Below are 26,624 nucleotides of genomic sequence, written 5' to 3' on the forward strand. Positions count from 1 at the left end.
CCAGCGGATCCGGCACATCGGGCCCTGAAGCGCACCCGCCGTGAGGTCACCGCGCCCCGAAGTTCTGCGTCCACCAGGGGCCGCCCGCGCCCTGGTGGATGCCGACGCCGATGTCCTTGAAGGAGCAGTTGAGGATGTTCGCGCGGTGGCCCGGGCTCTTCATCCAGCTGTCCATGACCGACTGCGGGGTCTGCTGGCCCTGCGCGATGTTCTCCCCGTACGTGGACCACTCGTACCCGGCGGCGGTCGTCCGGCGGCCCGGATCCGCGCCGTCGGGATTGGTGTGCGAGAAGAAGTTCCGGTTCGCCATGTCGTCGGAATGCCGCTGGGCGGCCGTACGCAGCTGCGCGTCCTCCTTGAGCGGACCGCAGCCGGCCGCCGCCCGCTCGGCGTTGACCAGGGCGATGACCTGCCCCGCGGCGCCCTGCGGGGCGGGCGCGGGCGCCGGGGCCGAGGCCCGCGGGGTCGGCGGCGTACTGCGGGTCCGGGCGGGGGTCGGACTCCCGGAGGGACTCGGTGAGGCGGAGGCGGAGGCCGAGGGCGACGGCGAGGTGGAGGGGGACCCCGAGGGCGAGGCCGACGGGGAGGGGAGCGCCGACTCGGTCGCCGAGAGCGCGGCCGCCGGAGCCGCCGGAGCCGCACCGCCGCCGTCCGGGCCGCCGGCACCGGGGAGCGAGCCGAGGTACACCAGAGCGCCGCCCGCGACGCAGGCCGCCAGCACCGCGCCGCCGATCGCCCGGCGGCGGTTCTGGCGGCGCCTGCGCAGGGCGCCGCGGCCGCCCTGCGGGCCCGCCTCGATCCGGTGCGAGGCTTCGGCGACGTCCGGCCCGGCGCCGGTGCCGCCGGTGTGGCCGGCTCCGGTGGACTCGGCGCCGGTGGTGCCTTCGGCGAAGGCCGAGGCCGCGGGGGCGAAGCCGGCCGCACCGGCCGTGCGCGCCCCTGCCAGCAGGGCCGCCGAGACCGGTACGAGGGCCAGCCCGGCCAGCAGCCCTTCCGCCGGAACCAGGCCGCTCCACAGGCCGGAGCACCGTACGCACTCACGCGCATGGCGGGCTATTCGCTTGCGCCACAGAGCCGAGGGGCGGCCGTCCCAGCCCGCCACCACCGTCCGCAGTCCCTCGCAGCCCGGCTGCGCGTCCAGGGCCCGCTCCACCACCCGCGCCGATTCCAGCTGCGCCTTCATCCGCTGCACCCGTACGGCCGCGTGCTGCGGGGAGAGTTCCAGTGCGGCGGCCACCTCCGCCCGGGTGAGCTCCCCGGCGCACTCCAGCCACCACAGCGACAGCAGCGCCCGGTCGTCCGGCTCCAGCCAGCGCGTGGCGCGGGCCGTCTCGCGCCGCTGGCCCGCCAGGTTGAGGCGTACGACGGTCAGGTCGACGAAGTCGGCCCCCGGGTCGGCGACATCGCCGGCCGCCTCCAGGGTGCTCTCGCCGGGGCCGTTCTGACGGGACTGCCAGTGCGCCCGGACCCGGTTCATCGCGATCGCGACCAGCCAGGACCGGAAGCTGTCGTCCGCACGCAGCCCGCCCAGTCCGTCGAGCGCGCGCAGCATCGTGTCCTGCACCACGTCGTCCACGTCGCAGGACCCGTTCAGGGCCCGCCCGACGATGTTGTAGACCAGCGGCAGATGGGTGGCGACGAGCTCGTCCTGCGCGCGGGGATCGCCCGCGCGGGCCGCTGCCACCAGCTCTGCCGTGTGCTGAGTACTCATGTGATGATCCCTGTCCGTACCGGCGGTCGATGATGCCCGATGACTGGGAGACCGTCGAGCGGGGCCTGGATAACACTTATCCGGAAGTCGCTTTTCCGGCATCCGGTGGGTCGGCCGGGCGGGTGGTGCCGGGCTTCGGGGTCGGGCTTCGGGGTCGGGCTTCGGCCCGAACGCGGAGGTCCCGGTTTCACATCAGGGGCGCCAGGGCCGCCGTGGCCGCGCGCAGGGCCGGCGCGTACGCCTCGATCTCCTCGCGGGAGACCAGGAAGGTGACGGTGGTGACGCTGACCCCGCCGACCGGGCGGCCGTCCGTGTCCAGGACCGCGGCGCCGATGCAGCGGATGGTGGGCTCGTTCTCCTCGTCGTCCACGGCGAAGCCCCGCTCCCGGATCTCCGCCAGCTGGGCGCGCAGCGCCTCCGGGGCGGTGAGCGTCCGGGGTGTCCGCGCCGGCAGACCGGCCGCGGCGATCAGGTCCCGCACCTCCTCGGCCGGCAGGTGGGCCAGGACGCTCTTGCCGATCGCCGTCGAGTGCAGGGGCATCCGCATGCCGACCCGGGAAGCCGTCCGGAAGGGCTGGTCACTCTCCAGCTTCCGGATGTAGGTGATGGTCTCACCGCTGTGCAGGGCGAGATGGACCGTCTGACCGGTCGTCTCGCGCAGCTCCCCGAGGATGCCCTCGACGCTCGCCGGCTCCCCGCCGCTGACCAGGGCCGACAGCCCGCGCAGCCGGGGACCCACCCCGTACCGGCCGTCCTTCTCCTGGCGTACGAAGCCCTGGTCGATCAGCGAGGCGAGAATGCGGAAGGTGCTGGACTTGGGCACGGCCGCGGCCGCCGTCACCTCGGCGAGCCGGTGCGGTCCGCCCGGCGCCGCCACCGCCTCCAGGATGCGCAGGGACTTCTCCAGCGCGGATCCGGCGGCCGAGGTCCGGCCGCCGCGTGTGCCGCCGGCCGTTTCACTCCCTCTTCCCGCGGCCGTTCCCGCAGGCATTCCCGCGGCCGTTCCTCCGCGCGTTCCGTCCGTTGACACGACAACTCCCCGCCTGTGTAGGGTCGGTGCATGTGGTTCCGCCACACGCTACTGCGTTCCACTACGTGGAACAAACGGGAGGTTCCCCTTGTCCTGCCACCCGTACGCGGTGATGGCCGCCCAGCGCCTGCTGCCGGTGCTGCGTGAGGCCGACGCCGACGGAGCCGTCCGCCGGACCACCGACCTGCTCGCCGCCGGCTGCCGTGCGGTGGAGCTGACCACCTCCACCCCGGACTGGGCCGACGCCCTCGCCCGGACCGTCCCGCTCGCCGACGCGCACGGCCGCCCCGCCCTCATCGGCGTCGGCACGGTGACCACCGCGGCCCAGGCCCGGACCGCCCTGGACGCGGGCGCCGGCTTCCTGATCTCCCCGTACCCGGCCCCCGAGGTCCGCGAAGTCGCCGAGCGCCGCGAAGCCGTCTTCATCGAGGGCGGGTTCACCCCCGGCGAGATCGCGGCCGCGGTCCGCTCGGCCGGCGCCGCCAAGGTCTTCCCCGCCCACGCCGCCGGGCCCCGCTTCATCCGCTCCCTCAAGGCCGTCCTGCCCGAAGCCCTCCTCGTCCCCACCGGCGGCATTCGGCCCGGGGAGGTCGGCGAATGGCTCGCCGCCGGGGCGGCCGCCGTCGGCGTCGGCAGCGGACTCCCGGCCGACCCGGCCGAACTGACCGCCCTGTTCGCCGGGTTGGCCCTGCCGTGCTGCGCCCGGTGTACCGGCGCCTCGGCACGGGACCCGCGGTGAGCGGAGGGTACGACGTCCTCGTCCTCGGGGAGGTACTCGTCGAGATACACGCCGACGCCGCCCTGCGCGAAGCCGCCGACGGCACACCGGCCCGTCTCTCCTACTCCGGGGACGCCCTGAACGCGGCCGCCGCCGCTGCGGCCGCCGGAGCCCGCACCGCCCTGCTCGCCGTCGTCGGAGACGACGACCTCAGCGTCCCGCTGCTGCGGCGCGCCACCGAGTTGGGCGTCGACGTCTCCCACGTGCGCCGCGCTCCGCACCCCAACGGTGCCTACCTGCTCTCCGCCGACCCCGACGGAGAGCGGGAGTTCGTCTACTGGCGGACCCGCAGCGCCGGTTCCACCCTCGCCCCCCGGCACGTCGAGTCCTGGTGCGCGCTCCTGACGGGCTCCGCCGCGCTCATCACCAGCGGCATCACCGGCGCCCTGTCGCCGAGCAGCCGGGAGGCCGTGGTGGCCGCCGCCCGCCTCGTCCACGGGGCCGGCGGGCACCTCTCGTACGACGCCAACTTCCGCCCGCGGCTGACCGGCCGGGCGGCGGCCCGCGGGCTGCTGGCCGAGATCGCGCCCCTGACCGGGCTGCTCAAGACCTCCTGCCCCGCCGACGCCCTGGCCCTGGTGGACACCGACGACCCGGCCACCGCCGCCGCCCGCTGCCGGGCACTCGGAGCCCGTACGGTCGCGGTCACCGCGGGGGCGGGCCGGCTGCTGCTCGACGACGGGGCGCGGGCGGCCTACCACCCCGTGCCCGCCAACCCCGCCCCCGTCGACGCGACCGGGGCGGGCGACTGCTTCACCGGCACGGCCACCGCCCGGCTGGCTCTGGGCGACAGCCTGACGGACGCCGTGGCCCTCGGCACGGCGGCCGCCTCCCTCTCCGTCTCCGGTCGCGGTGGCACCGGTCACGTCCCCGCCTTCGCGGAGACGGCGGCCCTGGCCGCCGCACACCGTCGGGCTACAGGGAGCTGAGCTGCGCGATCTCCTCCGGGGTCAGCCGCAGGGCCCCGGCGGCGATGTTCTCGTCGAGGTGGTCCGGGTTCCCCGTGCCGGGGATCGCCAGGACGTGCGGACCGCGGTTCAGTGTCCACGCCAGGCGCAACTGGGCGACGGACACCCCGCGGGCCTCGGCGAGGGCCCGCAGGCGTTCGCTCTCCTGCCCGGCCGCACCCGACTCCTTGCCCGCGCCCGCGATGGCGAAGAAGGGGACGAACGCGACACCCTGCTCCCCGCACGCGTCGACGAAGGCGTGCTCCTCGGCCGGCGAGCCGACCCCGTACGGGTTCTGCACGCACACCACCGGCGCGATGGCCTGCGCCTCCGCGAGGTGGTGGGCGGCGACGTTGGAGATTCCGAGGTGGCGGATGAGCCCGGCCGTGCGGAGCTCGGCGAGCGCCCCGAAGTGCTCGGCGAGCGACGTACCGGCCGCCGAGGAGGGAAGGCGCAGGTTGACCACGTCGAGGTGGTCCCGGCCCAGCTGGCGCAGGTTCTCCTCGACCTGCCCGCGCAGCTGCTCCGGAGCGGCCCAGTGGAACTCACCGGACGGATCGCGGCCCGGGCCGACCTTGGTGGTGATCACGAGGTCGTCGGCGTAGGGGGCGAGCGCACTGTTGATCAGCTCGTTGGCGGAGCGCAGCGGGGAGAAGTAGAAGGAGGCGGTGTCGATGTGGTTCACGCCGAGCTCGACGGCCCGCCGCAGCACGCCGATCGCCCGGCCGCGATCGCTCGCGGCCGCGTCGGCGGCGAACGCGGACCCGCTGCTCTGCGGCAGGCGCATCGCGCCGAAACCCATCCGGTTGACGGTCAGGTCGCCGAGCGTCCAGGTGCCGGCGGCGGCCGCCGTGGCAGCGGTGATCGTGTGTGAGGTCATCCCGGGACCGTACCCGGCGCGGCGACCCGGCCGGCGGCCAGGGCTCAAGGGCTCGGCGGGGCGCACCGTGCGGTGGCTCTCCGCACCACCCGCTCGCCGGACGGTGTGCGGGTGGCCCGGGCTCGGCCGGACCCCACCGTCACAGCGTTGGAGGTGTCCGGGGACGGACCGAGTCCGGGGGTGAGACGCCGCCGGGCCGGATGTTTCCGCGGCCCGGCGGCGCCGGTCGGAGGAGCGGGCCGGAGGCCGGCCAGGGCCCGGGCGGCCGGTCAGCGGCCGCGCAGGCCCCGGTCGACGGCCGTCATCAGCTCGCCGTCGGCGGTGTCCGCGTCCAGCGACCAGAACATGGCCCCGCCCAGGCCGTGTTCGCGGATGTAGCCGGTCTTGGCGCGCAGCACCTGAGGGTCGTCGTACGTCCACAGGGTGGTGCCGTCGAAGAGCCAGGCGTGCCCGCCCCGCCGGTCGCGGTGGACCTGGTACGCCCCGGAGTCGGCCAGCTTCTTCAGCGCCTTGTAGTCCTCGTACCCGGCGGACCAGGTGGCGGGCGCCGGGCCCGCCGCGGGCTGCCCCATGCCGTCCCCGCCGCCGCTGACGCCCGTCCAGCCCTGCCCGTAGAACGGCATGCCCATCACCAGCTTGTGCGCGGGCGCGCCCCGCCGCTTCCAGGCGTCCACGGTGCCGTCGACGCTGAAGTCGCCCCGGGCGTAGAGCGCGGACTGCTGGGCGGTGGTGGGCTCGCCCGAGACGTGGAAGTCGTAGCCCTGGAGGGTTACGAAGTCCAGGTCGCGCATGATCCGGCGGACGTCGAAGCCCGCGTCGATCTTCGCGGGGGCGGTCGGGACGAAGGCCGTCAGCTCGTACCTGGTCCGCTGCTGCGTGCGCGCGTACGCGTCGAGCTGGGTGCGGAACTCCTTGACGAGCTCGGTGAAGTTGCGCCTGTCCTCCGGCCGGAACTTCGTGTCGCCGTCACCGGCCGAGCCGGGCCATTCCCAGTCGAGGTCGATCCCGTCGAACAGGCCCGCGGCCGCCCCCGCTCCGCCCCGGGTGCCGTCCTGCGGCAGGTTGCCCTTGATGTAGAGGTCGATGCAGGACTCGACGAAGGCCTTGCGGGAAGCGGGGGTGAGGGCGGCGTCCGAGAAGTGCGTGGACCAGCTCCAGCCACCCAGGGAGATCAGCACCTTGAGGCCGGGGCGCTTGGCCTTGAGCTCGCGCAGCTGGTTGAAGTTGCCGGCGAGCGGCTGGTCCCAGGTGTCGGCGACCCCGTCGACGGAGTTCTCGGCGTCCAGCGGGCGAACGTAGTCGGCCCAGGCGTCGGCTTCGCCCGGCACGTTGCCGGTGAAGCACTTGCCCTCCGGACTGACGTTGCCGAAGGCGTAGTTGATGTGGGTGAGCTTGCCGGCGGAGCCGTTCGCGTCGAGGTCCTGCACCTGGAAGTCCCGGCCGTAGACACCCCATTGGGTGAAGTAGCCGACCTTCTTGTACGAGCGGTCGTGGCCGCCGGACGTGTCGGCGTGCGCCGCGCCGGCGGCGGGCGCGAAAGCGGTCAGCAGGGAGAGGGAGCAGGCGGCGGCGACGGCCAGCCTGCCGAGCATGCTGCGGCGCATGGGCTTCCTTTGCGGAGGCGGGAGCGGGGCGTGAGCGCGTGCGCGGTGCATGCCGGAAACTATTGGTCTGGACCAGGCTGGTCAAGGGGGCGACCGCAAAGTCGGCCGGCGGTCTTGGCGCCGGCCGGTGACGCGGACGGCTCAGCGCGGCCGCAGTCCGTCGAAGAGCACCTCGAAGACGCGCTCGCGGGCCGCCGGGTCCGTACTGAGCTGCTCCATCGTCGTGCTCGTGCCGACCAGCAGGGCGATCAGTTCCGGCAGCCCCAGCTCCGGGCGGACCGCTCCGGCCTGCTGGGCGCCGGCCAGGAGTTCGGCGAGCCGGGCCTGGATCTCCTCGCTCGGCTCCCGCAGGGAAGCGTGCACGTCCACCCCGGCGGCGGTGAGCGCCTGGGCGAACTCGTTCTTGCCCGCGGACTGGTCGATCACCAGGCGGAAGCAGGCGAAGAAGGCCTCGGCGGGCTCGGCCTCGGCGGCCAGCCGCTCCGTCAGTGCCGCGATCGTCTTCAGCCTGAGCACCATCACCGCCTCGAGCAGCGCCTCCTTGGTGGGGAAGTGCCGGAAGAGCGTGCCGACACCGACACCGGCGGCCCGGGCGATCTCCTCGGTCGGGACGCCGACACCGCGGGTGGTGAACACCTCGGTGGCGATGTCCAGCAGCCTGGCCCGGTTGCGGGCCGCGTCCGCGCGCAGCGGGCGTTCCTGACCGCCACTCATGTCCCTTGTTCCTCCCGGCAGATGGCAGAGCGATGCACTGGACAACCGGAGTCCCCAGTCCGTATCGTCGAAAACGGAGTCGCCAGTCCGATTCTAGCGGCCCGTACGCTCCGGAGGTTGATCATGTCCGAAACGCTGTTACCCCGCGAGGTCTTCCAGAAGCTGCTCGACGGCATCTGCGCGGGACGGTTCACGGAACTCGCCGGGCTCTATGCCGAGGACGCCGTGGTAGAGACCGTCTTCGAACCGGTCGGGCCGCGCAGGTTCGAAGGGCGGGCCGCACTCGAGGAGCGGTTCGCACAGGTCGCCGCGCTCCGGCCCGTGGAGCTGACCGCGGCGAACGTGGTGGTCCGGGAGACCGACGACCCGGAGGTGATCGTCGCCGAGTTCGACTACCACGTGCGCCACAGGGCCACCGGGCGGACGTTCGAGACGGCCAACCTCCAGGTGCTGCGGGTCCGCGACGGCCTGATCGTCGGCAGCCGGGACTTCCACGACCACCTGGCCCTCATCGTGGCCGCCGGCAACCTGCCCCAGTTGGTGGCGGCGCTGGAAGACAAGTAGCGCGCAGCGCAGTCGGCAGCGCGTTCAGAGGAGGCTCCACTGGCCGACGTCGTCGGCGAGTCCGCCGTTCAGGGCGAACTGGACCGCTTCCGGTACGGCGTCCTCGGGGAGCCGGAAGGCGACGTGGCCGTCGGCGGTGCCGCCGGGGTCGAGGGTGACGGTATCGGGGAAGGGGTCTCCGGCCGTGGTGGCGGTGTTGAGACCGGCGAACCGCTGCCCGGAGGTGTTCAGCAAGTGCGCGGCCGGGGCGGGGGAGTCCTTGTACACGGCGGTGCCGGTGTTCTCCAGGCTGAACTGCACCGCGACCAGCCGGGTCGAGGCATCGGGCGCCGGGCCCTCGGCGCCGGCCGGAGCGGCCGGGTCGACCACGCGCACCAGGGTCACGTCGAGCCGCTGGCCGGGCTCGGTCCCGGAGAGCGAGACGGTCTCGCCGGCCCCGCCCGGGGCCGCGCCCAGCAGCACGGGGACGAGGAGCGCGAGCGCGGCGATGAACGCCCGCCGACGGGTCTCCCGGCACCGCGGCGCCCGGGGGAGCCGCGGGCCATGCCGCTGAGAAACCTCCGGGGTATGTCGTACCCGGCGGACACGGCAGCACATGCCGAAACCGCCTGATCCACGGATCACCCTGCCCACGATCCTCCCCGACCACGGCGCGCGCCACCCCCCGGGCGGCTCTTCGGATCCGGCGATGCCGAGGGGTCAACTGCTCACGGTGCGGCTACTGCTGTCTCAGCCCATGGACGCCACCGAATCGCCCTCGACGCGCAAACCCCACCACACAGGGCCCTGACCAGCGAAAACAGCCTTGCCGACGACCGGCTCCCGACCCTCGGCACACACACCCGCTCCGAATCCCCTCCCACTTGATCCACGAAATCAGTGGATCTTCGGCCCGTCCCATGCCATGGTTGGACCCACCGAAGGGGTGTAGCTCAGCTGGTCAGAGCGCTGGTCTCCAAAACCAGATGTCGTAGGTTCGAATCCTGCCACCCCTGCAAGCATGAGCAACTAGAACGCAGCAACGCCCAGGTGGGAGCCCTTCTCCCGCCTGGGCGTTCGTCGTCTCCTCGGACTGCGCCGGAGCCTCCCGAACCCTGTTGGCTCGATCGCGTCCGCAGGGGGGCCATCGCATGCTGCGCGGGCGAAACGAAAGCCTCTGAACGGGCCCTCCCTCTAAGGCGTCGGAATGGCCATCGCGGAGACGCTCTCGGTGCAGCGGCTGGCCAGAAGAGCCGTGGAATTCGCGGTGAATCGCGACGATGGTCACCACTGGCCTCTTGCGCTGCTCGAACGCCCCCGCCTCAGCCGGAGTGAGGAGGGTGGCAGTCTCCTGCACGGGGCGGGGTGAGTGCGCGGGCCGAACGGGAGCGGGCGGACTCAGAGCCGGCGTGAGCAGATGGGTCGATTTCCTCAGCGCCCGCCATCGCTCTTCGCCGAAGCTGATCCGACAAACACGGGAGCGTGCTGGAAGGGGGTGCTGAGCGACGTCCTTGTGGCAGGGGCAACGCAGAGGGTCGCGTGGCAGCCGTCACTCCAGACCTGTGGCCTCGAGGTGGGCAAGGAAAGCTGTGACGAGCCGAGGACGCGTGACCTCGGGGACCGTGGCGTCCTGGACCTGGCTTTCAATGCCCCACTCGGTGTTGAAGGTGATGGCCTTGTCCTGCGGTACAACCTCGTTTCGGAGCCAGACGAGGAAGTTTGCGGCCTCGAGCGCGGTGCAGTCCGTGATCGCCACTCCCTCCGGAGCCAAGGCTACGAAGCCCTCCAGAACCTCGTCACCGAAGGTGATGCCGAAGTGCAGCGTAGAGCCACGGACGGGGCCGGCCTTTCCTTCGTCGACTCGCAGGAACTCGCCCGGATTTCGGGCCAGCAGGCGAGACCTGAAACCTTCGAAGGTGAGTTCCCAACTCTCCCCGTCGACAGGGCTGAAGACGTACATGGTGCGGAGTTCGGCAAGGTCGGATGGGTTCACGCAAATGCTCCTGGACGTAGTGAGGTGGATCAGGGGACATGGCGGGCGTAGCCCTTGACGCCGTAGGCGGCCATCATCACGCGCCAGTAGGCGACGGAGTCGCTGTTGTTCGTGGCGACCTCCACCCCGCGCATCTCCGTGTTGCGAGGGTCGCGAAGCGCCGCTGCCTACTTGGTCAGCTCTTCGCGGTCCCTGAGGTAGAGGAAGTCCCTCTTGCCGGTCTGGTGACTGGCACGGAGTTCATCCAATGACCGGTAACACGGTTTGTCGGGCTTGTTGACGTACTTCGCCTCGACTGCCATGCCGTCGCTGTCACGGAAGCCGTCCACCATCAGTGTGCTGTTGGCACTGATGCCCGGAGGGATGGGGACTTCGTACTCCGGATAGCCGGAAACCCGCAACTGGTAGGCGACGGCTCCTCCCTTGCCACCCGAGACATCACCCGCCCTGAGGGAGTTGAGCCAGGTCTGGAACTTCTGCTGCTCCGGCCCGGTCAGGGGCGGGAATCGAGGATTCGGCGGAGTCGGTGGCGGTACTGGCTGGACACGGGGTCCGTTGGGCGCTCGATACCCGACCGGGACGAGAAGGGGCACGGCAGGAGGGTCTTCACCTCGGGTGCGAGTCCGCTTTTCCAGCTGCCGGCGGCTCTCGCTGCTCACATGATCTTCGGCTACTCGTCTTCGTCGATGCGTTGCCGAGAGGGTGGGCGCCGCGCTGCTCCGTTGCAACGCGTTTTGGGTTTGACGGCATTCATGCCGCTCGGTTGCCCGGCCGGGAGGGTCGACTGATGCCGGCACTTGCGTTCGACTGGAGCCCTACGGGATCACCTGATCACGGCTCAATCGCCCGCCTGTGGGAGATTCGCCTGCTCGGGTGGGTGTGTTCCGGTCATATAGATCTTGGCCTGATTTCCTAGGCGACTTTGGCTGGTGGTCAACTCTTGCTGCCCCCGTTGGACCTTCTCTATTCTCGCGAACTTGTGTCGCTGGGAAGTTTGGGGGAGCGGTGACAGCTGGGGTTGAGGGGTCGGGTTCGTTCCTGTCGGAAGAGGATGAGCGGCGTCTGCAGGAGGTTTACCGGAGGCAGGTCAAGGAGTTCGATGAGATCGAGGCAGATCTCAAGGCGTCTCGCACCTTCCAGCGCATCTACTGGCTGTGCTTGGCGGGCGCGATCACGCTTGCCGTCCTGCTGGGTTACACGGTCATCGTGGGGCTCTGGCAGACCAAGCCGGTATTTGCTCGTTACGCAGGCCTAGTCGTCGTCACTTGCCTTTGGGTGGCAATGGGCTGGCTGCTCCTGAAGAACCGCAGGAAGATCGTTGACCGTACGGGTGCGCTGCGTAACGCGCTCCAGGACCGACAGACGGCGGCAGCCGACCTGCCCCTTGACTCGCCTTCCGGTCTTCGGATCTACCGGGAGGCCTCACAGGACCTCATCGCCCAGTATCGGAAGTCGGCCAACACCAACCGGCGTATCCACAATTTCTTCCAGCTGATCATCATCACCGGATCGATCGTCACTTCGACGCTGACCGCGATGAATGAGGGCAGTAGTCTGGTTCTTCGGCTCATCACGTCTGCTCTGAGCGCGCTCGTCGGCATCTCAGCTGGTGTAACGGGGTATTTCAAGTTCCGCGAGCGTGGTTACAACCTTCAGTCGACGGCGGATGAGATCGAGAAGCATTACAACGCGTCTCAGTTCATGCTCGATGATTATGCAGGCCATGGTGATGTCCCCCTTCCTGAAGATGAACGTCTTCGGAAGTATGCAGGATTTGTTGAACGGCTGAAGGAAGAGCAGAGGAAGCGCGAACTGCAGCTCGAGCAGTCAAGCTCGTCGAGCGAGGAGCGTGCGGGTTGATCGCGACAGCCGTCAGCGAATGTGGAGCGCGACACCGCCCCTTGCGCAGGTCATGCACCGGGGGCCAGCTCGCGTCCCGATGCAGAATATGAAGCCACATGTGATCCGTTGGCTGCTGGCGCCGCGTTGGCAGTGGAGGGCCTGGCGCCTCAGGGACGCGCACGGAGCATCCCTGTCGAGCACGACGGCCTGGTGCCTCGTCGCTCTCGCTCAGGACCCTGGAAACGTCCTTTTCGTTCGGCATGTAGCCGCCCAGCACTCGATCGAGATGGGCGGTACGCCAGGGGTGGCTCTGGACTGTTGGACGGTGCTGGGGCCGGATGAGCAAGCCAGACGCAGAGCCTGGCTCGACAAGTACGGGGCGACCCCTTTACATCGGTTGGGAGTCCCGGAGGAGATCATCGAATCGGCTGGCCTCCGGGTCGTTGAGTGGGGGCTTCCTCCCGGCCGGGATGCTGCCTCCATCGTCGCGCAGAGCCGCCCCAACTCTGTGGAGAGTTCGGAGGGGGGCGAACCGAATGCGTGATTCCCAGCCATGGGATGGCGATTTCGACGCTGTTGCACCAAAGGCTGCCTCATGACACTTGCGTCATGTCTTCATGGGTAGCGATCGACTTTGAGACGGCCAACGAACACAGGGCGAGCCCCTGCTCCGTCGGACTGGCGGCCGTGGATGGCGGACGCGTGGTGGACACCTGGTCGGCCCTCATTCAGCCGCCGGTGGCGCATAGGCACTTCAATCCGTACAACGTGGGGATCCATGGCATCTCCGCCGGTGACGTGGCAGCGGCGCCCGAGTGGGGCGCTGCGTTGCGTGACATCCTGACCTTCGCTGAGGGCCGTCCACTCGTGGCTCACAACTCTGGGTTCGACATGAGCGTGATCCGAGCCGCATGTGATGCCGAGGGGATCGCCTGGCCTGAGGTTCGGTACACCTGTTCGCAGGTCGTTGCCCGACGTACCTGGAAGCTGTTGAGCTACGGGCTCGCCTTCTGCATGGATGCTGCCGGCCTGTCCTGCGCTGATCACCACAACGCCGAGGCAGATGCCCGTGCCGCGGCTGAGGTCATGCTCGCCGCGATGCGTGAGGCGGGGGCGGCGTCTCTGGATGAGCTCCTGGCGAAGCATCAGATCCGCTGGGGTTCCATGACCCCCGATGGACGGTGGCGGGGCAGCCAGTACCAGGGTGAGGGTGAGCGGAAGCCCGTGCCGGGGGCGGACCCGAACGCAGACGCCGACGGGGAGCTGTTCGGGCTCACGGTGTGCATCACGGGCACCCTCACATCGATGACGAGAGACGAAGCGTTCGCGCGGCTTGCCGCGGCTGGTGCACAGCCGGCGGAGAACGTGACCAAGAAAACCAACATTCTGGTCTCTGCTTCCCAGACCCAGCTCAAGCCTGGCGACACGCTGAGCGGCAAAGCCAAGAAGGCGCAGGTCCTGCTTGAAGCCGGGCAGGACGTCGAGGTCCTGGATGAGGACGAGTTTCTGCGCCGCCTGGGCTCTTGACTCCCGGCCCGGCCTCTTGGACCCCCTGGCCTCGGCCTGACATCTCGGCTGGAGCTATTGCCCGCTTGGACTTATTTCGTCGGCCGCGGGTTCGAGTTCCACCCGCCCCATCGCGAGCCGCAGGATTGCCAAGCATGAGCAGAGGCATACTGCCCCCTCGTCTGGTGCCGTGGACTCGACGGAAAGTTCCCTGCATGTCAGACGACAGGTGCTTGTGACCGGACATGGTTGGGCGGCCGCCCCCACCGGTGACGGGCGGATTTGGGTCCTCAACGAGGCCAAGAGGCAGAACCAGAGGGCTGCCGACTATGCCCGAACTGCCTGCGAGGCTGCTCATGACGAGTGTGAGCGCGTCCCCCGACCGCGCCCGCCGGAACTGCGGCACGCCAGGGACCACGCGAAGACCCAACTCAAGACGGCCCTGGGTCGGCCCGCCAGAATCACCGGGCCCGGCCCGACAGCGCAACCTGCTCAACATGCTGTTCGGTGCGCTCACGCAGGCAGTCAAGACTGACAAGATCATCACCACGAGCCGGTGCGGCGGTGTGGACATCCCCAGGCCGCACCGAGACCACCAAGAGCCGGGCCAGCAAGCGAACCGTCACTCTCGACAGCGCGACCTTCGCTCGTTCACGACGCCTCGGGCCCGTCTTCCCGCACTGGGGAGACGGGCCCGAGGTCGTTCTGCGGCTGCGTACCGCGTGGTGATGCCGGGCTTGCCTGCGGCCTCGGTCGGCCGGGGCGGGAGGGGCTACGCGGTGCCCGGCTCCTGGTAGCCGTACGGGCGGGTGATGAGTTCCATTCCGTGACCGGAGGGGTCCGGGAAGTAGACGCCGCGGCCGCCGTCGTTGTGGTTGATCTCGCCCGGGTGCCGCTGGTGTGGGTCGGCCCAGTAGGTGATCCCCGCCGCCTTGATCTTCTCGAACGCCGCGTCGAACTCCGCCTCCGAGATGAGGAACGCATAGTGCTGTGCGGCGATGGGCCCGGCCGGGGCGGTGGCGAAGTCCAGGGTGACCCCGTTGCTCAACTCCACCGGGACGAACGGGCCCCATTCGATCCCGACCTCGAGGTCGAGGATGTGCGCGAGGAATGCGGCGGACTCCCGGTTGTCACGGGAGTGGACGATCGTGTGGTTCAGTTCTGCTGACATGAGCGAATGCCTCCGAAAGGCATGTCACGGACACCTCCATGCCTCACCCAGCCGGTGACCGACACGCGATGCCGTGATCACGATGCTAAACAGACCTTCCGGGTGAAGTCCACCGTTTTCAGGGCGAGCGCGAACCACCTCTCAGGATCCCCCGTACACCGTCTTCACGTTGTCCTGCGCCGGGTGCGTGCGTCCGGCCGGGCCCGCCGAGAACACCCGCAGCAGGTTCTCCGTCACGCGGGTGGTCAGCGCCCCGGACCGCGCGTCCAGGCCGTGGTTCCTGCCGCCCCGGCCGTCGCCCGTCGCGTCCAGGGCCTCCACCCACCGCATCGTGCCGGTCGCGAAGACTCCCGCCCCGCTCGGGACCGTGTAGTACGCGGTGTCCTGGTGACTGGGGCGGCCCTCGCAGACCACGGGGGAGTGCGCCACTATCTCGATCGGCCGGGGCGTCGGAAAACCGGTGTTGACCTTGTCGTACTCCACGCCCACCAGGTGCTCGAAGCGGTCGCCGGCCTTCACGCCGGTGCCCTCGAAGAGCCAGTGGCCGGGGTGGGTCACCACGTACGGGGCGTCCACCGGGTAGCCGTCGTAGATGACGCCGAGCAGCGCGCTCTCCGGGTCCGCGCCGGGCGCCGAACGGAAGTCCACGGTCGCCGGATGGCCCCGCTTGAAGCCGGGGTCCTGGTCGTAGGAGGACTTGTAGCAGACCAGCATACGGTCCGGTCCCAGGTCGGAGGGCTCCAGCCGGATCCGGCGGTAGCAGCAGTTCGCACCGAGGATCGCTATGTTGGTGCCCGCGTCCCGGGCGGCGGTGAAGTGCGCCCGCTGCTCCGGCGACCAGTACTCGTCGTGTCCGAGCGAGAGCACCGCCGCGGCCCCCTCCAGCAGCCGCTTCTCGCGCGCCACGTCGGTGGTCGTCGCATACGCCAGGGGGATGCCGAGCCGCTCGGCGAGCGCGATCAGTGGGGCCTCGTAGACGAGGAACAGCCCTGCGCCGTCGTCGTACTCGTACGGCCGGTCGAAGCTCACGGCGAGCGAGCGGGACGCGTAGCCACCGTTGGGGCCGTCGTAACTGCCGTAGCCACCCCAGCGGTTGTAGGCCTGCTAGGTCGCGACCGCGTTGACCACGACGGTCCGTCCGGCCGTGGACGCCGACCGGACGGTGACCGGCACGTAACGGCCGCCCTCGCCCCCCTGCGCGTCCAGCCGGAGCAGGTAGCAGCCCTCGGGCCAGCCCTTGGTGTCGATCGTCGTGGTACGGGACCACCGGGTGCGGACCATGCGGGTCCCGGGGTCCACCGTGTGCTCGGGCTGCCGTGCCCCGGGCAGCGCTTCGGAACGCCACACCAGGCGGGCCCGGGCCCCGCCGTACCAGCCCATCCGGTAGGCGGACACGGTGAACCGGGGCGCCGTGGTGGACACGTGCAGACCGAAGGACTCGCCGGGCAGGACGCTGACCCGGTCCGCGAAGCCCTCGATGGCCCGGGCCGCCCCGGGCTTGGTCACTGGCCAGTCGGCGTTCCCCGGCCGGGCGTTCTCGGCCTTGACGTCGAAACCGCCCGGCCCCGCACCCGACGGCTTCCCGCTCGGCGCGGGGGAGCCTCCCGCCCGTTCCCCGCCCTCTCCGTCGGCGCCTTTCCCACAGCCGGCCACGGCCCCGAGCCCCGCCGCCGTGGCCGCGCCCGTCGCGATCGCGAGGAACCGCCGCCTGCCTGCGCCTTCGCCGTCCCCGGCTATGTGCTCGTGATCCATGCAGGGCACGTTATGTCACTGTTCGAACCCCCCTTCCACCACCCCTCCGCCAACGGCCGGCCTGCTCACTCGACGTGTTCGCGGTACCGGTCGATCACCTCGCGCAGCACCTCCGCGCCGTCCCGGGCCCACAGCCCGGGATGGAATATCTCCACCTCCACCGGGCCCCGGTAACCGGCCGCGTCGGCGAGCTTCCGGAATCCCCGTAGGTCGATGGAGCCGTCGCCCAACTGGCCGCGCCCCAGCAGGACTCCTGCGGGAAGCGGGGTCACCCAGTCGGCGACCTGGACGGACACGATGCGCCCGCCCTCGCCGGCGCGGCGCAGGTCGACGGGCAGCCGCTCGTCCCACCACAGGTGGTACGAGTCGGCCACCACCCCCACCTGCTCCTCCGGGAACTGCTCGGCGAGGTCCAGCGCCTGGCCCAGGGTGGACACCACACAGCGGTCCGAGGCGTACATCGGATGCAGCGGTTCGATGCCCAGCCGAACCCCGTGCGCGGCGGCCCACGGAGCCAGCTCGCCCAGCACGTCCGCGATCCGCGACCGGGCCCCCACCAGGTCCCGCTCACCGCCGGGCAGCCCGCCCGAGACCAGGACCAGTGTGCCGGCGCCCAGTTCGGCCGCCTCCTCCACGGCCCGGCGGTTGGCCTCCAGCGCGGCCGCCCGGCCGACCGGATCGGCGGCGGTGAAGAAGCCGCCCCGGCAGAGCGAGCTGACGCGCAGCCCGGCCCCGGCGACGAGTTTCGCGGCCTTCCGCACCCCGAAGGCGCGGACCGGATCGCGCCAGAGCCCGACGGCGCCCACCCCGGCCGCCGCACACCCGGCGACCAGCTCGGGCAGCGACCACTGGCGGACGGTCTCCTGGTTCAGGCTGAGCCGCGGCGGGGCCGGCTCCGCCGCCGCGCTCACGACGTCACCCCGTGCAGAGCGAGCAGCCCGCGCATCCGGTCCTCGGCCCGCTCCGGATCCGGGAACAGCCCCAGCCCGTCCGCCAGTTCGTACGCGGTCGCCAGATGGGGCAGCGGCCGCGCCGACTCCAGACCGCCGAGCATCGTGAAGTGCTCCTGGTGCCCGGCGAGCCAGGCCAGCAGCACCACCCCCGTCTTGTAGAAGCGGGTCGGAGGGGCGAAGAGATGTCTCGACAGCGGGACCGTCGGATCGAGCAGCTCGTGGAAGCCCGCGAGGTCGTCCCGGTCGAGGGCGAGCGCGGCCCGCGCCGCGATCGGGGCGATCGGGTCGAAGATGCCGAGCAGCGCGTCGCCGGTCGACTCCCCGTCCCCGGCGATCAGCTCCGGATAGTGGTAGTCGTCGCCCGTGTAGCAGCGCACGCCCGCCGGAAGGCGCCTTCGGATGTCCACCTCCCGTTCCGCGTCCAGCAGCGAGACCTTGACGCCGTCCACCTTCTGCGGGCAGTCGCCGACGATCTTCAGGAAAACCTCCGTGGCCGCGTCCGGGTCGTGGTGGCCCCAGTAGCCGGCCAGCGCCGGATCGAACATCGGCCCGAGCCAGTGCAGTACGACGGGTCGCGCGCTCTGCCGGATCAGCGCGCCGTACACCTCCAGGTAGTCCTCGGGGCCGCGGGCCGCGGCGGCCAGCGCCCGCGAGGCCATCAGGACGGCCCCCGACCCGCATGCCTCGACGTGCGCGAGCTGCTCCTCGTAGGCGGCGGTGATCGCGGCGAGGGAGTGAGGAGGCCCGGCGGAAGAGAGCTGGTCGGTGCCCGCACCGCAGACGATCCGGCCGCCCACCGTCGCGGCCTCCGCCGCCGAACGCCGGATCAGCTCCGCGGCGGCGGGCCAGTCCAGGCCCATCCCGCGCTGTGCGGTGTCCATGGCCTCGGCGACCCCGAGGCCCTGCGCCCACAACCCGCGGCGGAAGGCCAGCGTCGACTCCCAGTCGATCACCGGCCCCGCCGCCGACGGAGCCGCCGCATCGGCGACCACGTGCGCCGCGGAGTAGAAGACGCGGCTACGGGCGGGACCGCACTTGAGCGGTGGCAGTGGTGCGCTGTTCGGCCGGTACAGGCGCGATCCGCCGTCCGCCGTCGGGAGCCGGATGCTCACAGCGTCACCTCCGGCACCGGCAGCCGCCGGCCCTCGGCCGAGGAGCGCAGCCCGAGATCGGCGAGCTGTACCCCCCGCGCCCCGGCGAGCAGGTCCCACCGCCAGGGTTCATCGAGTACGACATGCCGCAGGAAGAGCTCCCACTGCGCCTTGAAGCCGTTGTCGGCGGGGTCGTTGTCGGGCACCTCCTGCCACTGCGAGCGGAAGGCCTCGGTCTGCGGCACATCCGGATTCCACACCGGCTTCGGAGTCGCCCCGCGGTGCTGGATACGGCAGCCGCGCAGCCCGGCGACGGCCGACCCGTGCGTGCCGTCCACCTGGAACTCCACCAGTTCGTCACGGTGGACCCGCACGGCCCAGGAGGAGTTGATCTGCGCGACAGCGCCGCCCTCCAGTTCGAAGATCCCGTACGCGGCGTCGTCGGCCGTCGCCTCGTACGGCTTGCCCTCCTCGTCCCAGCGGCGACCGACGTGCGTGCGCGTGAGGGCCTGCACCGTGCGGACCGGGCCGAACAGCTCGTGGAGCAGGTACTCCCAGTGCGGGAACATGTCGGCGACGATGCCTCCGCCGTCCTGCGCGCGGTAGTTCCACGAGGGCCGCTGGGCGGGCTGCCAGTCGCCCTCGAAGACCCAGTAGCCGAACTCGCCGCGCACGGACAGGATCTCGCCGAAGAAGCCGCCGTCGATCAGCCGCTTCAGTTTCCGCAGCCCCGGCAGGAACAGCTTGTCCTGGACCACGCCGTGCTTGATGCCCGCTGCCGCGGCCCGCCGGGCCAGATCCAGCGAGGACGCGAAGGTCAGCGCGGTCGGCTTCTCGCAGTAGACGTGTTTGCCCGCCGCTATCGCCTGACGGAGCGCCGCCTCGCGGGCACCGGTGACCTGGGCGTCGAAGTAGATCCCGACCTCGTAGTCCGCCAGCACCGCCTCCAGGTCGGTGCTCACGTGCTCCAGCCCGTGCCGCTCCGCGATGGCCCGCAGGGCTGGCTCCCGGCGGCCCACGAGCACCGGCTCCGGCCACAGCGCCGTGCCGTCACCCAGGTCCAGCCCGCCCTGCTCGCGCAGCGCGAGCAGGGACCGCACCAGATGCTGCCGGTATCCCATGCGCCCCGTCACGCCGTTCATGGCGATCTTGATCGTCCTGCGCTCCATGACGCTCCCCCTCCTCCGGTTCCGATGGCGTCTCCCGCTCGCCCTCGATAGAAAGCGCTTTCACTGCGTTCAGGCTAGAGTCGAAGACATCCGCACCGCAAGACTCGAACGAGTGATGGAAAGCGCTTTCTCTCTCAGGCACTATGGAGGTCCACACCGGATGAGACGATGACCCGGATCAGAAGAGGAGGGGTGCATCATGGCGGTGACTCTCGCCGAGGTCGCGGCGCACGCGGGCGTGTCGCCCGCCACCGTCTCGCGCGTGCTCAACGGCGGCTACCCGGTGGCCGGCGGCACCCGGACCCGGGTTGAGCAGGCCGTCGAGGAGCTCGGCTACATCGCCAACGGGCCCGCCCGCGCGCTCGCGGCCGCCACCTCCGACCTCGTGGGCGTCCTCGTCCACGACGTTGCCGACAGCTTCTTCGGGATCCTCGCCGGCTCCCTGCAGAGCGCCCTCGCACCGAGCGGCCCGGGTGACGCGCGCCGCCTCGCCGTCGTCTGCAACACCGAAGGGCGGCCCGCGGCGGAACTGGCCTACCTCGCCCTGCTGGAGGGCCAGCGGGCCGGCGGAGTCGTCCTCACCGGCGGCGCCGCAGAAGACCCGGATCACACGACCACGCTCGCCTCCCGCATCGCGCGGATGGCCGCCGCCGGCGCACCCGTCGTCCTGTGCGGGCGGCCACCGCTGCCCCTGCCCGCCGAACTGCCCGTCGCCACCGTCATGTTCGACGACCACGGAGGCGCCTTCCGGCTCGCCGAGCACCTGCTGGCCCTCGGCCACCGGCGCATCGCCTACGTCGCCGGGCCGCCCGGGCTGAGCACCACCCGCGAACGCCTCGCCGGACACCGGGCCGCCCTGCTGCGGCACGACCCCGGCCTCCCCGACGCCTGCGCCGACCTCACCGTGCACGCCGGCTTCGAGCGCTCCGCGGGCTACGACGCCACCCGCGAACTGCTGCGTCGCGGAGCACCCTTCACCGCGGTCGCCGCGGCAAACGACACCGTCGCCACCGGGGTCGGCGCCGCGCTGCGCGAGGCGGGGATACGCATCCCCGAGGACGTCTCCGTGGCCGGCTTCGACGACCTGCCGTTCTGCGCGGACACCGCCCCGGCCCTGACCACCGTCCGGGTGCCGCTGCGCGAGGCGGGCGCACTCGCCGCCCAACTCGTCACCGGCCGCCGACCCCTGCCCCCGGGCGGCATCACCACCCTGCCCACCGAGCTGATGGTGCGCGCCTCGACGGCCCCGCCCCCGGCCGAAGGGAGGCCGAGCTGAAATACGCCTTCTCGACGCTCGGCCTGCCCGGCACACCGCTCGAGCGCAGCGCCGCCCTGGCGGCCGCCCACGGTTTCGACGGCCTGGAGCTGCGCGCCCACCCCGAGGAGCCCCTGCATCCGGCCAGTCCGACGGCCGACCGGGTCGCCGGACTGCGCGCCCTCACCGGCGCAGGGGTCACCGCCCTGTGCGTCGCGGGCTACGCGCGCGTGGCCGCCGCCGGGCCGGACGAACCGGTCCTCGCCGAACTGCGCGCCCTGGTCCGGCTCGCCGCCGACCTGGAAGCGCCTCATGTACGGGTCTTCCCGGGCGGCGGAGACCTGGCCGGGCCGGCCGCCGATGCCCTCGCCGTACGCAGGCTGCGGGCCGCCGCCCCGTTCGCGGAGCGGCACGGGGTAAGGATCCTGCTGGAGACCCATGACTCCCACCGCACGGGGGCGGCGGCCGCCCGGGTCCTGGACCGGGTCGCGCATCCCGGCGCCGGGGCGCTGTGGGACGTACTGCACACCTGGCTCGGCGGGGAGTCGCCGGCCGAGACGTGGCGTGCCCTGGCCGCGCACCTGGGTTACGTACAGGTCAAGGACGTGGCCTCGGCGCGCGAGCTCGTACCGCTCGGGCTCGGCGCCGGAGTGCTGCCCCTGGCGGAGGCGGTGGCGGCCGTACCGCCGGACGGGTGGCTCTGCTGGGAGTACGAGAAGCGCTGGTACCCCGAGGCGGCCGAACTGCCCGGCCGGCTCACGCGCGGCAGGGAGCACCTGGAGCGGCTGGTCGCCGGGGCGCCGAACGGTCCGGGCGCCGCCCGGTAGGCACCCGCTTCGGCCGGCAGCGGCAGAGGCAACGGCAGTGGTGGCGTCACGACGCGCGACCCGATCGAAGTGATCGCCTCAACGCGCCGGCCGCCCCGCTCCTCAGGGCCGGATGGTCAGGTGCGGGAGCAGGTCCAGGTGCTGCCGGGGGCCCTCCTCGGGCTCCACCCCGGTCAGCCGGTCCAGCAGCAGCCCCGCCGCCCGGGCGCCCACCTCCCGCTTGGCCGGCGCCACCGCCGACAGCGGCACGTCGGCCATCCCGGCCACCTCGTCGTCGTACGTGATCACGGCCAGGTCCTCGGGCACCCGCACACCCCGCGCCTGAAGCCGGGGGATCAGCATGATCGCGTCGGTGTCACTGTGGATCAGGGCAGCGCCGACCCCGCCCGTCGTCACCGCGTCACACAGGTAATCCAGCATCCGGGAGAACAGGTCCGCATCGGAGACCGGCCCCGGCGCGTACGGCGGCCACGGCGGCGCGGGCTCCAGACCGAGCGCGGACACGGCGGCCTCGTACCCTGCGCGCAGCCGCGTCGAGGTCGGAGTGGACCGGCTGGCGAGCGCGATCCGCTTGTGCCCCAGCTCCGCCAGGTGCTGCACCGCCCGGGCCGCGCCGTGCGCGTGGTCGGAGGCCACCCTGTCCAGTGCGGCCGCCGGATGTCCCGGCGGCGCCCACCGTTCCACCAGCACCGTCGGAACCGGGAGTTCCGCCGCCCACGCGCCCTCCCCGGGTCCCGGCGACCCGGCCTCCCAGTTCGGAGTCAGCAGCAGCCCGTGCGCCCCCGTGGAGACCAGCCGGTCCGCCTGGGTCCGGTCCTCACCGGGCAGATAGCGCGTCAGCCCCACGGTGAGCCGTGCACCGCGCGCCTCCACCGCCGCGCGGGCCCCCTGGACGACCTCGGCGTAGTAGTACTCGGTCGTGGGCACCACCATCCCGATCACCAGCCCCTCGCCGGCCCCGCCGCCCGCCGAACCGCCTGAACCGCCCGGACCGCCCGCGGCCCCGGCGGCGGCGCGCGCCGCGCCGGCCCGGGCGGCGAGGACGGAAGCCGACCCCGGCTGCACCCTGCTGATCACCCCGTGCATCCGCTGGATCTCGCCCCGCGCGGCCATCGCCTCGATGTCCCGCCGCAAGGTGACCGGGGAGATGCCGAGCTCCCGGGCCAGCTCCGCCACGCGCACGCTGCCCCGCTCGCGGACGAGTGCGAGTACCTGTGCCTGGCGTTGGTTCACATGTGGTCTCAAAGCGTCCCCCTGAGGTGCGGTGCGGTGCGGTGCGGTGAGGTAGGTGGTGACGTGCCCGTCCCATCATAGGGAATCGAACCGATCGATTCGATCGAATCCGTTCAACTGGTCATTGACGGGCGCTCGGTGCGTTCATATATTCGGCCGCGTCCGGCACCTCATGGCATCTCGACCTCGCTCCCGGGAGTCACCGCATGCTCACGCTCGACCAGGACGGATTCCGGCGCGCAGGCCGCCCCCACCGCATCGTCTCCGGGGCGCTGCACTACTTCCGGGTCCATCCGGACCTGTGGGAGGACCGCCTCTCCCGGTTGCGCGCCATGGGTGTGAACACGGTGGACACCTACGTGCCGTGGAACTTCCACGAGACCGCCCCGGGCAAGGACGATTTCACGGGGTGGCGGGACCTGGGCCGGTTCCTGCGCCTGGCACAGCGTCTGGGTCTCGACGCGATCGTGCGTCCCGGCCCCTACATATGCGCCGAGTGGGACTTCGGCGGTCTGCCGGCGCGGCTGCTGGCCGACGGCACGCTGAGGCCGCGCTGTTCCGACCCCCGGTTCCTGACCGAGGTGGACGGCTGGTTCGACCAGGTCGTACCCGAGTTGCTGCCGCTGCTGGCCGGCGCGGGCGGGCCGGTGGTCGCCGTGCAGATCGAGAACGAGTACGGCTCGTACGGCAACGACACGCACTATCTGCGCCACCTCGAACAGGGCCTGCTGCGGCGCGGCGTGGACTGCCTGCTGTTCACCGCCGACGGCGCCGAGCACGCCATGCAGCAGGGCGGGACGGTGCCCGGCCGGCTCGCCACCGCCACCTTCGGCGCGCGTCCGGCCGAGCGCCTCGGCCTGCTGCGCCGCTACCAGAAGACCGGCCCGCTGATGGCGATGGAGTTCTGGATCGGCTGGTTCGACCACTGGGGCGAGGACCACCACGTCCGGGCCGTCGAGGAAGTGGCCGGCTCGCTCGACGAACTCCTGGCCACCGGCGCGTCCGTGAGCCTCTACATGGCTCACGGGGGTACCAACTTCGGCTTCTGGGCGGGCGCGAACCACACCGGCTCCCGCCCGGAGGAGCCCGGCTACGAGCCCACGGTCACCAGCTACGACTACGACGCCCCGATCGGCGAGGCCGGCGAACTCACCCCGAAGTTCCACGCGTTCCGCGAGGTCATCGGCAAGTACGTGCCGCTTCCCGCCGGCCCGCCGCCCGAGCCGCTGCCGCGCATCACCCCCGCCCTCGCGACCCCCGCGGGCACGGCGGCCCTGCTGTCCTGCCTCGATCTCCTGGGCGGCGAACCGGTATCGCGTCCCGCACCCGAGCCCATGGAGGCGCTGGGCCAGAGCCACGGGCTGGTCCACTACCGGACGACCGTCACCGGCCCGCGCCCCGCGATGCCCGTCAGGATCGACGGCCTCGGCGACCGCGCGTACGTCTTCGCCGACGGAGTGCCGCTCGGCGTACTGGACCGCAACGCCCCCGACGAGGGCCTGGAGCTGGCGGTCGGGGAAGCGGGTGTGGTGCTGGACATCCTCGTCCGCGCGCAGGGCCGGGTGAACTACGGCCCGCTGATCGACGACCGCAAGGGCATCCGGCGCGGCGTGCGCCACGGCCACCAGCGGCTGTTCGCCTGGGAGATGCGCCCGCTGCCGCTCACCGACCTGACCGGCCTCGACTGGACGGCGGAAGCCGGCACGGTGCCTGGCCCGGCCTTCCACCGCTTCACCCACGTGCTCACGGACGCACCGGCCGACGGTTTCCCGGACCTGTCCGGCTGGGGGACGGGCCTGGTCTGGCTGAACGGCTTCCTCCTCGGCCACTACGACACACCGCGCGGCCCCCAGCGCACCCTCTACGCCCCCGCACCCCTGTGGAACACCGGGGAGAACGAGATCATCGTCCTGGAACTGGAACTGGAACTGGAACCGGAACCGGCACCGGAACGCCCCGGCCCCGAACTGCCGCTCCGCGACCGGCCCGACCTGGGCCGTCCCACGGTCGTCACCGTTCAGTGAGCGGGGGAAGGGCCGGTCAGCGCCCGGCCGTGCAGAACACGCAGGCCGCCCAGAACGGCAGCCCGGCCAGCACCCGGTGCCGTACGCACGAGGCCATGGCGGCCTCGTGCAGACCGGGCAGCACCCCGGATGGCGGGCCCGCGCCATCCGCCGCGCCCTCCGGGTCGAACTCCTCGACCATGGACCGGTACGTCCGCAGGTACTCCTCCACCCGGGCCGGCTCGTATCCCAGCTCCTCCCAGCGGTGGCGCGTCAGCGAGAGATCGAGGACGCGCAGCACGAACCCCTTGGCCGCTGCCCGCGCCTGCCGCGTGGCGCCCCAGTCGAGCTCCGCCAGGCCGAAGCCGACGACACCCCGCCCCATCACGTGCTGGTCCTGCAGCGTGAGCAGGGCGGCGAACCGGAAATCCCAGGGCTCCCGGGCGAGCTCGGACACGGCGAGCATGAGCACCTCGACGAAGACCTCGGTGCCGCCGTTCGTGAGGTCCAGGTCATGACCGCCGCTGCCGTGAAAGATGTTCCCCACGGGCCCATCATGCCCGCCCGCGGGACGGTCTGATGCCCGGGAACCCTTCGGCCTAGACTGGCCGGCCACTTGGCCGATCACGTGCCGGACGAACGCGGAGGAACGAAACGCATGCGCCATCTCCCCCTGGGCAGTTCAGGTCTGCAGGTCTCCGCCGTCGGGCTCGGGTGCAACAACTTCGGCGGCCGCCTCGACGCCCGGGCCACCCGCGCCGTCGTCGACGCCGCACTCGACGCCGGCATCACCCTGCTCGACACCGCCGACATCTACGGCGGCCTCGGCGGCTCCGAGAGCCACCTGGGCCAGGCCCTCAAGGGCCGCAGGGACCAGGTCGTCCTCGCCACCAAGTTCGGCTACGACGGCATGGACATGAAGTACGGTCCCGCCGCCGGAGCCCGCGGCGGCCGCGCCTACATCCGCCGGGCCGTCGAGGAGTCCCTGCGCCGCCTCGGCACCGACCACATCGACCTCTACCAGCTGCACAGCCCCGACCCGGCCACCCCGATCGCCGAGACCCTGGCCGCGCTCACCGAGCTCGTCGCCGAGGGCAAGGTCCGCTACATCGGCCACTCCAACCTCACAGGCTGGCAGCTTGCCGAAGCCGCCCACACCGCCCGCGAAACCGGCGCCGCACCCTTCGTGTCCGCGCAGAACCAGTGGTCGCTGCTGGAGCGGTCGGCCGAGCGCGAACTCGTGCCCGCGGCGCTCCACTACGGTGTCGGGGTGCTCCCGTACTTCCCGCTCGCCAACGGCCTCCTCACCGGGAAGATCCGCCGGGGCGCACCCGTCCCGGCGGGCTCCCGCCTCGAAGGCCGCGACGCCTACCTCACCGAACAGCGGCTCGATGTCGTCGAAGCGCTGGCCGCCCTCGCCGAGAAGTACGGCCGCAGCGTCCTCGAACTCGCCATCGGCTGGCTCTCCGCCCAGCCCGGCTGCGCCTCCGTCATCGCGGGAGCCACGTCAGCCGAGCAGGTACGCGCCAACGCGGCCGTCGCCGACCGCCCCCTGGAGGCCGAGCTGCTCGCCGAGATCGACGCCGTCGCCCCGCCCGTGAGCTGACGCCCCCGGGGGTCCT

Annotated in this window: 22 protein-coding genes, 1 tRNA gene and 2 pseudogenes; 10 read left to right on the forward strand and 15 right to left on the reverse strand. The window is 71.7% G+C overall.

The window, feature by feature from the left end; all coding sequences use genetic code 11:
• Positions 1-46 precede the first annotated feature (46 nt).
• Together ACIP5M_RS05790 and ACIP5M_RS05795 are read right to left on the reverse strand one after the other, a co-directional pair.
• Positions 47-1,711, reverse strand: a complete 1,665-nt coding sequence (locus ACIP5M_RS05790; RefSeq protein WP_401192368.1) for a sigma-70 family RNA polymerase sigma factor — start codon at positions 1,709-1,711, stop codon at positions 47-49.
• Between the two features lie 187 nt (positions 1,712-1,898).
• Positions 1,899-2,702, reverse strand: coding sequence for an IclR family transcriptional regulator (locus ACIP5M_RS05795; RefSeq protein ID WP_401192371.1), 804 nt, complete (start codon positions 2,700-2,702; stop codon positions 1,899-1,901).
• A 127-nt stretch (positions 2,703-2,829) separates the two neighbouring features.
• On the opposite strand from ACIP5M_RS05795, the gene ACIP5M_RS05800 reads away from it, so the two are divergent.
• Positions 2,830-3,480: a bifunctional 4-hydroxy-2-oxoglutarate aldolase/2-dehydro-3-deoxy-phosphogluconate aldolase gene (locus ACIP5M_RS05800; protein ID WP_401192374.1), complete on the forward strand. Its 651-nt coding sequence runs from the start codon at positions 2,830-2,832 to the stop codon at positions 3,478-3,480.
• Positions 3,477-4,448 (forward strand): PfkB family carbohydrate kinase, encoded by a 972-nt coding sequence (locus tag ACIP5M_RS05805; protein WP_401192377.1) that lies wholly within the window; start codon positions 3,477-3,479, stop codon positions 4,446-4,448. The genes ACIP5M_RS05800 and ACIP5M_RS05805 overlap by 4 nt, the downstream gene beginning before the upstream one ends.
• Here the strand turns inward: ACIP5M_RS05805 and ACIP5M_RS05810 are convergent.
• The 3 genes from ACIP5M_RS05810 to ACIP5M_RS05820 all read right to left on the reverse strand — a co-directional run bounded on the left by ACIP5M_RS05810 (position 4,435) and on the right by ACIP5M_RS05820 (position 7,664).
• On the reverse strand, positions 4,435-5,346 hold the full coding sequence (locus tag ACIP5M_RS05810; RefSeq protein ID WP_401192379.1) for an aldo/keto reductase: 912 nt from the start codon (positions 5,344-5,346) through the stop codon (positions 4,435-4,437). The genes ACIP5M_RS05805 and ACIP5M_RS05810 overlap by 14 nt on opposite strands.
• A 269-nt stretch (positions 5,347-5,615) precedes the next feature.
• Positions 5,616-6,950 carry a glycoside hydrolase family 18 protein gene (locus tag ACIP5M_RS05815; protein WP_401192382.1) on the reverse strand — a complete coding sequence of 445 codons (1,335 nt, stop codon included), beginning with the start codon at positions 6,948-6,950 and terminating at the stop codon, positions 5,616-5,618.
• 141 nt (positions 6,951-7,091) lie between these two features.
• A complete protein-coding gene (locus tag ACIP5M_RS05820; RefSeq protein WP_401192384.1) occupies positions 7,092-7,664 on the reverse strand; it encodes a TetR/AcrR family transcriptional regulator in 573 nt (190 codons plus the stop codon).
• Positions 7,665-7,787: 123 nt separating this feature from the next.
• On the opposite strand from ACIP5M_RS05820, the gene ACIP5M_RS05825 reads away from it, so the two are divergent.
• On the forward strand, positions 7,788-8,228 hold the full coding sequence (locus ACIP5M_RS05825) for a nuclear transport factor 2 family protein (protein ID WP_401192386.1): 441 nt from the start codon (positions 7,788-7,790) through the stop codon (positions 8,226-8,228).
• A 24-nt stretch (positions 8,229-8,252) separates the two neighbouring features.
• Here the strand turns inward: ACIP5M_RS05825 and ACIP5M_RS05830 are convergent, their stop codons facing one another.
• Positions 8,253-8,690, reverse strand: coding sequence for a DUF4352 domain-containing protein (locus tag ACIP5M_RS05830; protein WP_401192389.1), 438 nt, complete (start codon positions 8,688-8,690; stop codon positions 8,253-8,255).
• A gap of 459 nt (positions 8,691-9,149) precedes the next feature.
• Between ACIP5M_RS05830 and ACIP5M_RS05835 the strand changes: the two genes are divergently transcribed.
• Positions 9,150-9,223: transfer RNA gene (locus tag ACIP5M_RS05835), tRNA-Trp, on the forward strand.
• 533 nt (positions 9,224-9,756) lie between these two features.
• On the opposite strand, the gene ACIP5M_RS05840 is transcribed toward ACIP5M_RS05835, so the two are convergent.
• Positions 9,757-10,200, reverse strand: a complete 444-nt coding sequence (locus tag ACIP5M_RS05840; protein ID WP_401192391.1) for a hypothetical protein — start codon at positions 10,198-10,200, stop codon at positions 9,757-9,759.
• A gap of 29 nt (positions 10,201-10,229) precedes the next feature.
• Positions 10,230-10,997, reverse strand: a pseudogene (locus ACIP5M_RS05845) (restriction endonuclease fold toxin-2 domain-containing protein).
• A gap of 208 nt (positions 10,998-11,205) precedes the next feature.
• On the opposite strand from ACIP5M_RS05845, the gene ACIP5M_RS05850 reads away from it, so the two are divergent.
• Both ACIP5M_RS05850 and ACIP5M_RS05855 read left to right on the forward strand, forming a co-directional pair.
• Positions 11,206-12,060 (forward strand): DUF4231 domain-containing protein, encoded by an 855-nt coding sequence (locus tag ACIP5M_RS05850; RefSeq protein ID WP_401192393.1) that lies wholly within the window; start codon positions 11,206-11,208, stop codon positions 12,058-12,060.
• A gap of 591 nt (positions 12,061-12,651) precedes the next feature.
• A complete protein-coding gene (locus ACIP5M_RS05855) occupies positions 12,652-13,569 on the forward strand; it encodes an exonuclease domain-containing protein (protein WP_401192395.1) in 918 nt (305 codons plus the stop codon).
• A gap of 751 nt (positions 13,570-14,320) precedes the next feature.
• On the opposite strand, the gene ACIP5M_RS05860 is transcribed toward ACIP5M_RS05855, so the two are convergent.
• From ACIP5M_RS05860 to ACIP5M_RS05880, 5 genes and pseudogenes are all read right to left on the reverse strand, one after another.
• Positions 14,321-14,719, reverse strand: coding sequence for a VOC family protein (locus ACIP5M_RS05860; RefSeq protein ID WP_401192398.1), 399 nt, complete (start codon positions 14,717-14,719; stop codon positions 14,321-14,323).
• 141 nt (positions 14,720-14,860) lie between these two features.
• Positions 14,861-16,471, reverse strand: a pseudogene (locus ACIP5M_RS05865) (N,N-dimethylformamidase beta subunit family domain-containing protein).
• A gap of 65 nt (positions 16,472-16,536) precedes the next feature.
• A complete protein-coding gene (locus ACIP5M_RS05870; RefSeq protein WP_401192401.1) occupies positions 16,537-17,382 on the reverse strand; it encodes a sugar phosphate isomerase/epimerase family protein in 846 nt (281 codons plus the stop codon).
• Positions 17,379-18,536, reverse strand: a complete 1,158-nt coding sequence (locus ACIP5M_RS05875; RefSeq protein WP_401192403.1) for a dihydrodipicolinate synthase family protein — start codon at positions 18,534-18,536, stop codon at positions 17,379-17,381. The genes ACIP5M_RS05870 and ACIP5M_RS05875 overlap by 4 nt, the downstream gene beginning before the upstream one ends.
• Positions 18,533-19,684: a Gfo/Idh/MocA family protein gene (locus tag ACIP5M_RS05880; protein ID WP_401192406.1), complete on the reverse strand. Its 1,152-nt coding sequence runs from the start codon at positions 19,682-19,684 to the stop codon at positions 18,533-18,535. Before ACIP5M_RS05880 ends, ACIP5M_RS05875 begins: the two co-directional genes overlap by 4 nt.
• A 199-nt stretch (positions 19,685-19,883) precedes the next feature.
• On the opposite strand from ACIP5M_RS05880, the gene ACIP5M_RS05885 reads away from it, so the two are divergent.
• Together ACIP5M_RS05885 and ACIP5M_RS05890 are read left to right on the forward strand one after the other, a co-directional pair.
• Complete coding sequence (locus ACIP5M_RS05885; protein ID WP_401192409.1) at positions 19,884-20,960, forward strand: LacI family DNA-binding transcriptional regulator; 1,077 nt, start codon at positions 19,884-19,886, stop codon at positions 20,958-20,960.
• The gene (locus ACIP5M_RS05890) at positions 20,957-21,766 is read left to right on the forward strand and encodes a sugar phosphate isomerase/epimerase family protein (protein WP_401193522.1); all 810 of its coding nucleotides are present in this window, start codon (positions 20,957-20,959) and stop codon (positions 21,764-21,766) included. The genes ACIP5M_RS05885 and ACIP5M_RS05890 overlap by 4 nt, the downstream gene beginning before the upstream one ends.
• A 102-nt stretch (positions 21,767-21,868) precedes the next feature.
• On the opposite strand, the gene ACIP5M_RS05895 is transcribed toward ACIP5M_RS05890, so the two are convergent.
• Positions 21,869-23,011 carry a substrate-binding domain-containing protein gene (locus tag ACIP5M_RS05895; RefSeq protein ID WP_401192411.1) on the reverse strand — a complete coding sequence of 381 codons (1,143 nt, stop codon included), beginning with the start codon at positions 23,009-23,011 and terminating at the stop codon, positions 21,869-21,871.
• Positions 23,012-23,205: 194 nt separating this feature from the next.
• On the opposite strand from ACIP5M_RS05895, the gene ACIP5M_RS05900 reads away from it, so the two are divergent.
• Entirely contained in the window at positions 23,206-25,023 is a 1,818-nt protein-coding gene (locus ACIP5M_RS05900) for a beta-galactosidase family protein (protein WP_401192413.1), read from the forward strand.
• Between the two features lie 16 nt (positions 25,024-25,039).
• Here ACIP5M_RS05900 and ACIP5M_RS05905 read toward each other — a convergent pair whose 3' ends face one another.
• Positions 25,040-25,549: a hypothetical protein gene (locus tag ACIP5M_RS05905; protein WP_401192415.1), complete on the reverse strand. Its 510-nt coding sequence runs from the start codon at positions 25,547-25,549 to the stop codon at positions 25,040-25,042.
• Positions 25,550-25,660: 111 nt separating this feature from the next.
• Here ACIP5M_RS05905 and ACIP5M_RS05910 point away from each other — a divergent pair, with 111 nt between their 5' ends.
• Positions 25,661-26,608 carry an aldo/keto reductase gene (locus ACIP5M_RS05910; protein WP_401192417.1) on the forward strand — a complete coding sequence of 316 codons (948 nt, stop codon included), beginning with the start codon at positions 25,661-25,663 and terminating at the stop codon, positions 26,606-26,608.
• The last annotated feature ends 16 nt before the right edge of the window (positions 26,609-26,624 follow it).

This window comes from Streptomyces sp. NPDC088762 (assembly GCF_044750905.1).
GTDB lineage: Bacteria > Actinomycetota > Actinomycetes > Streptomycetales > Streptomycetaceae > Streptomyces.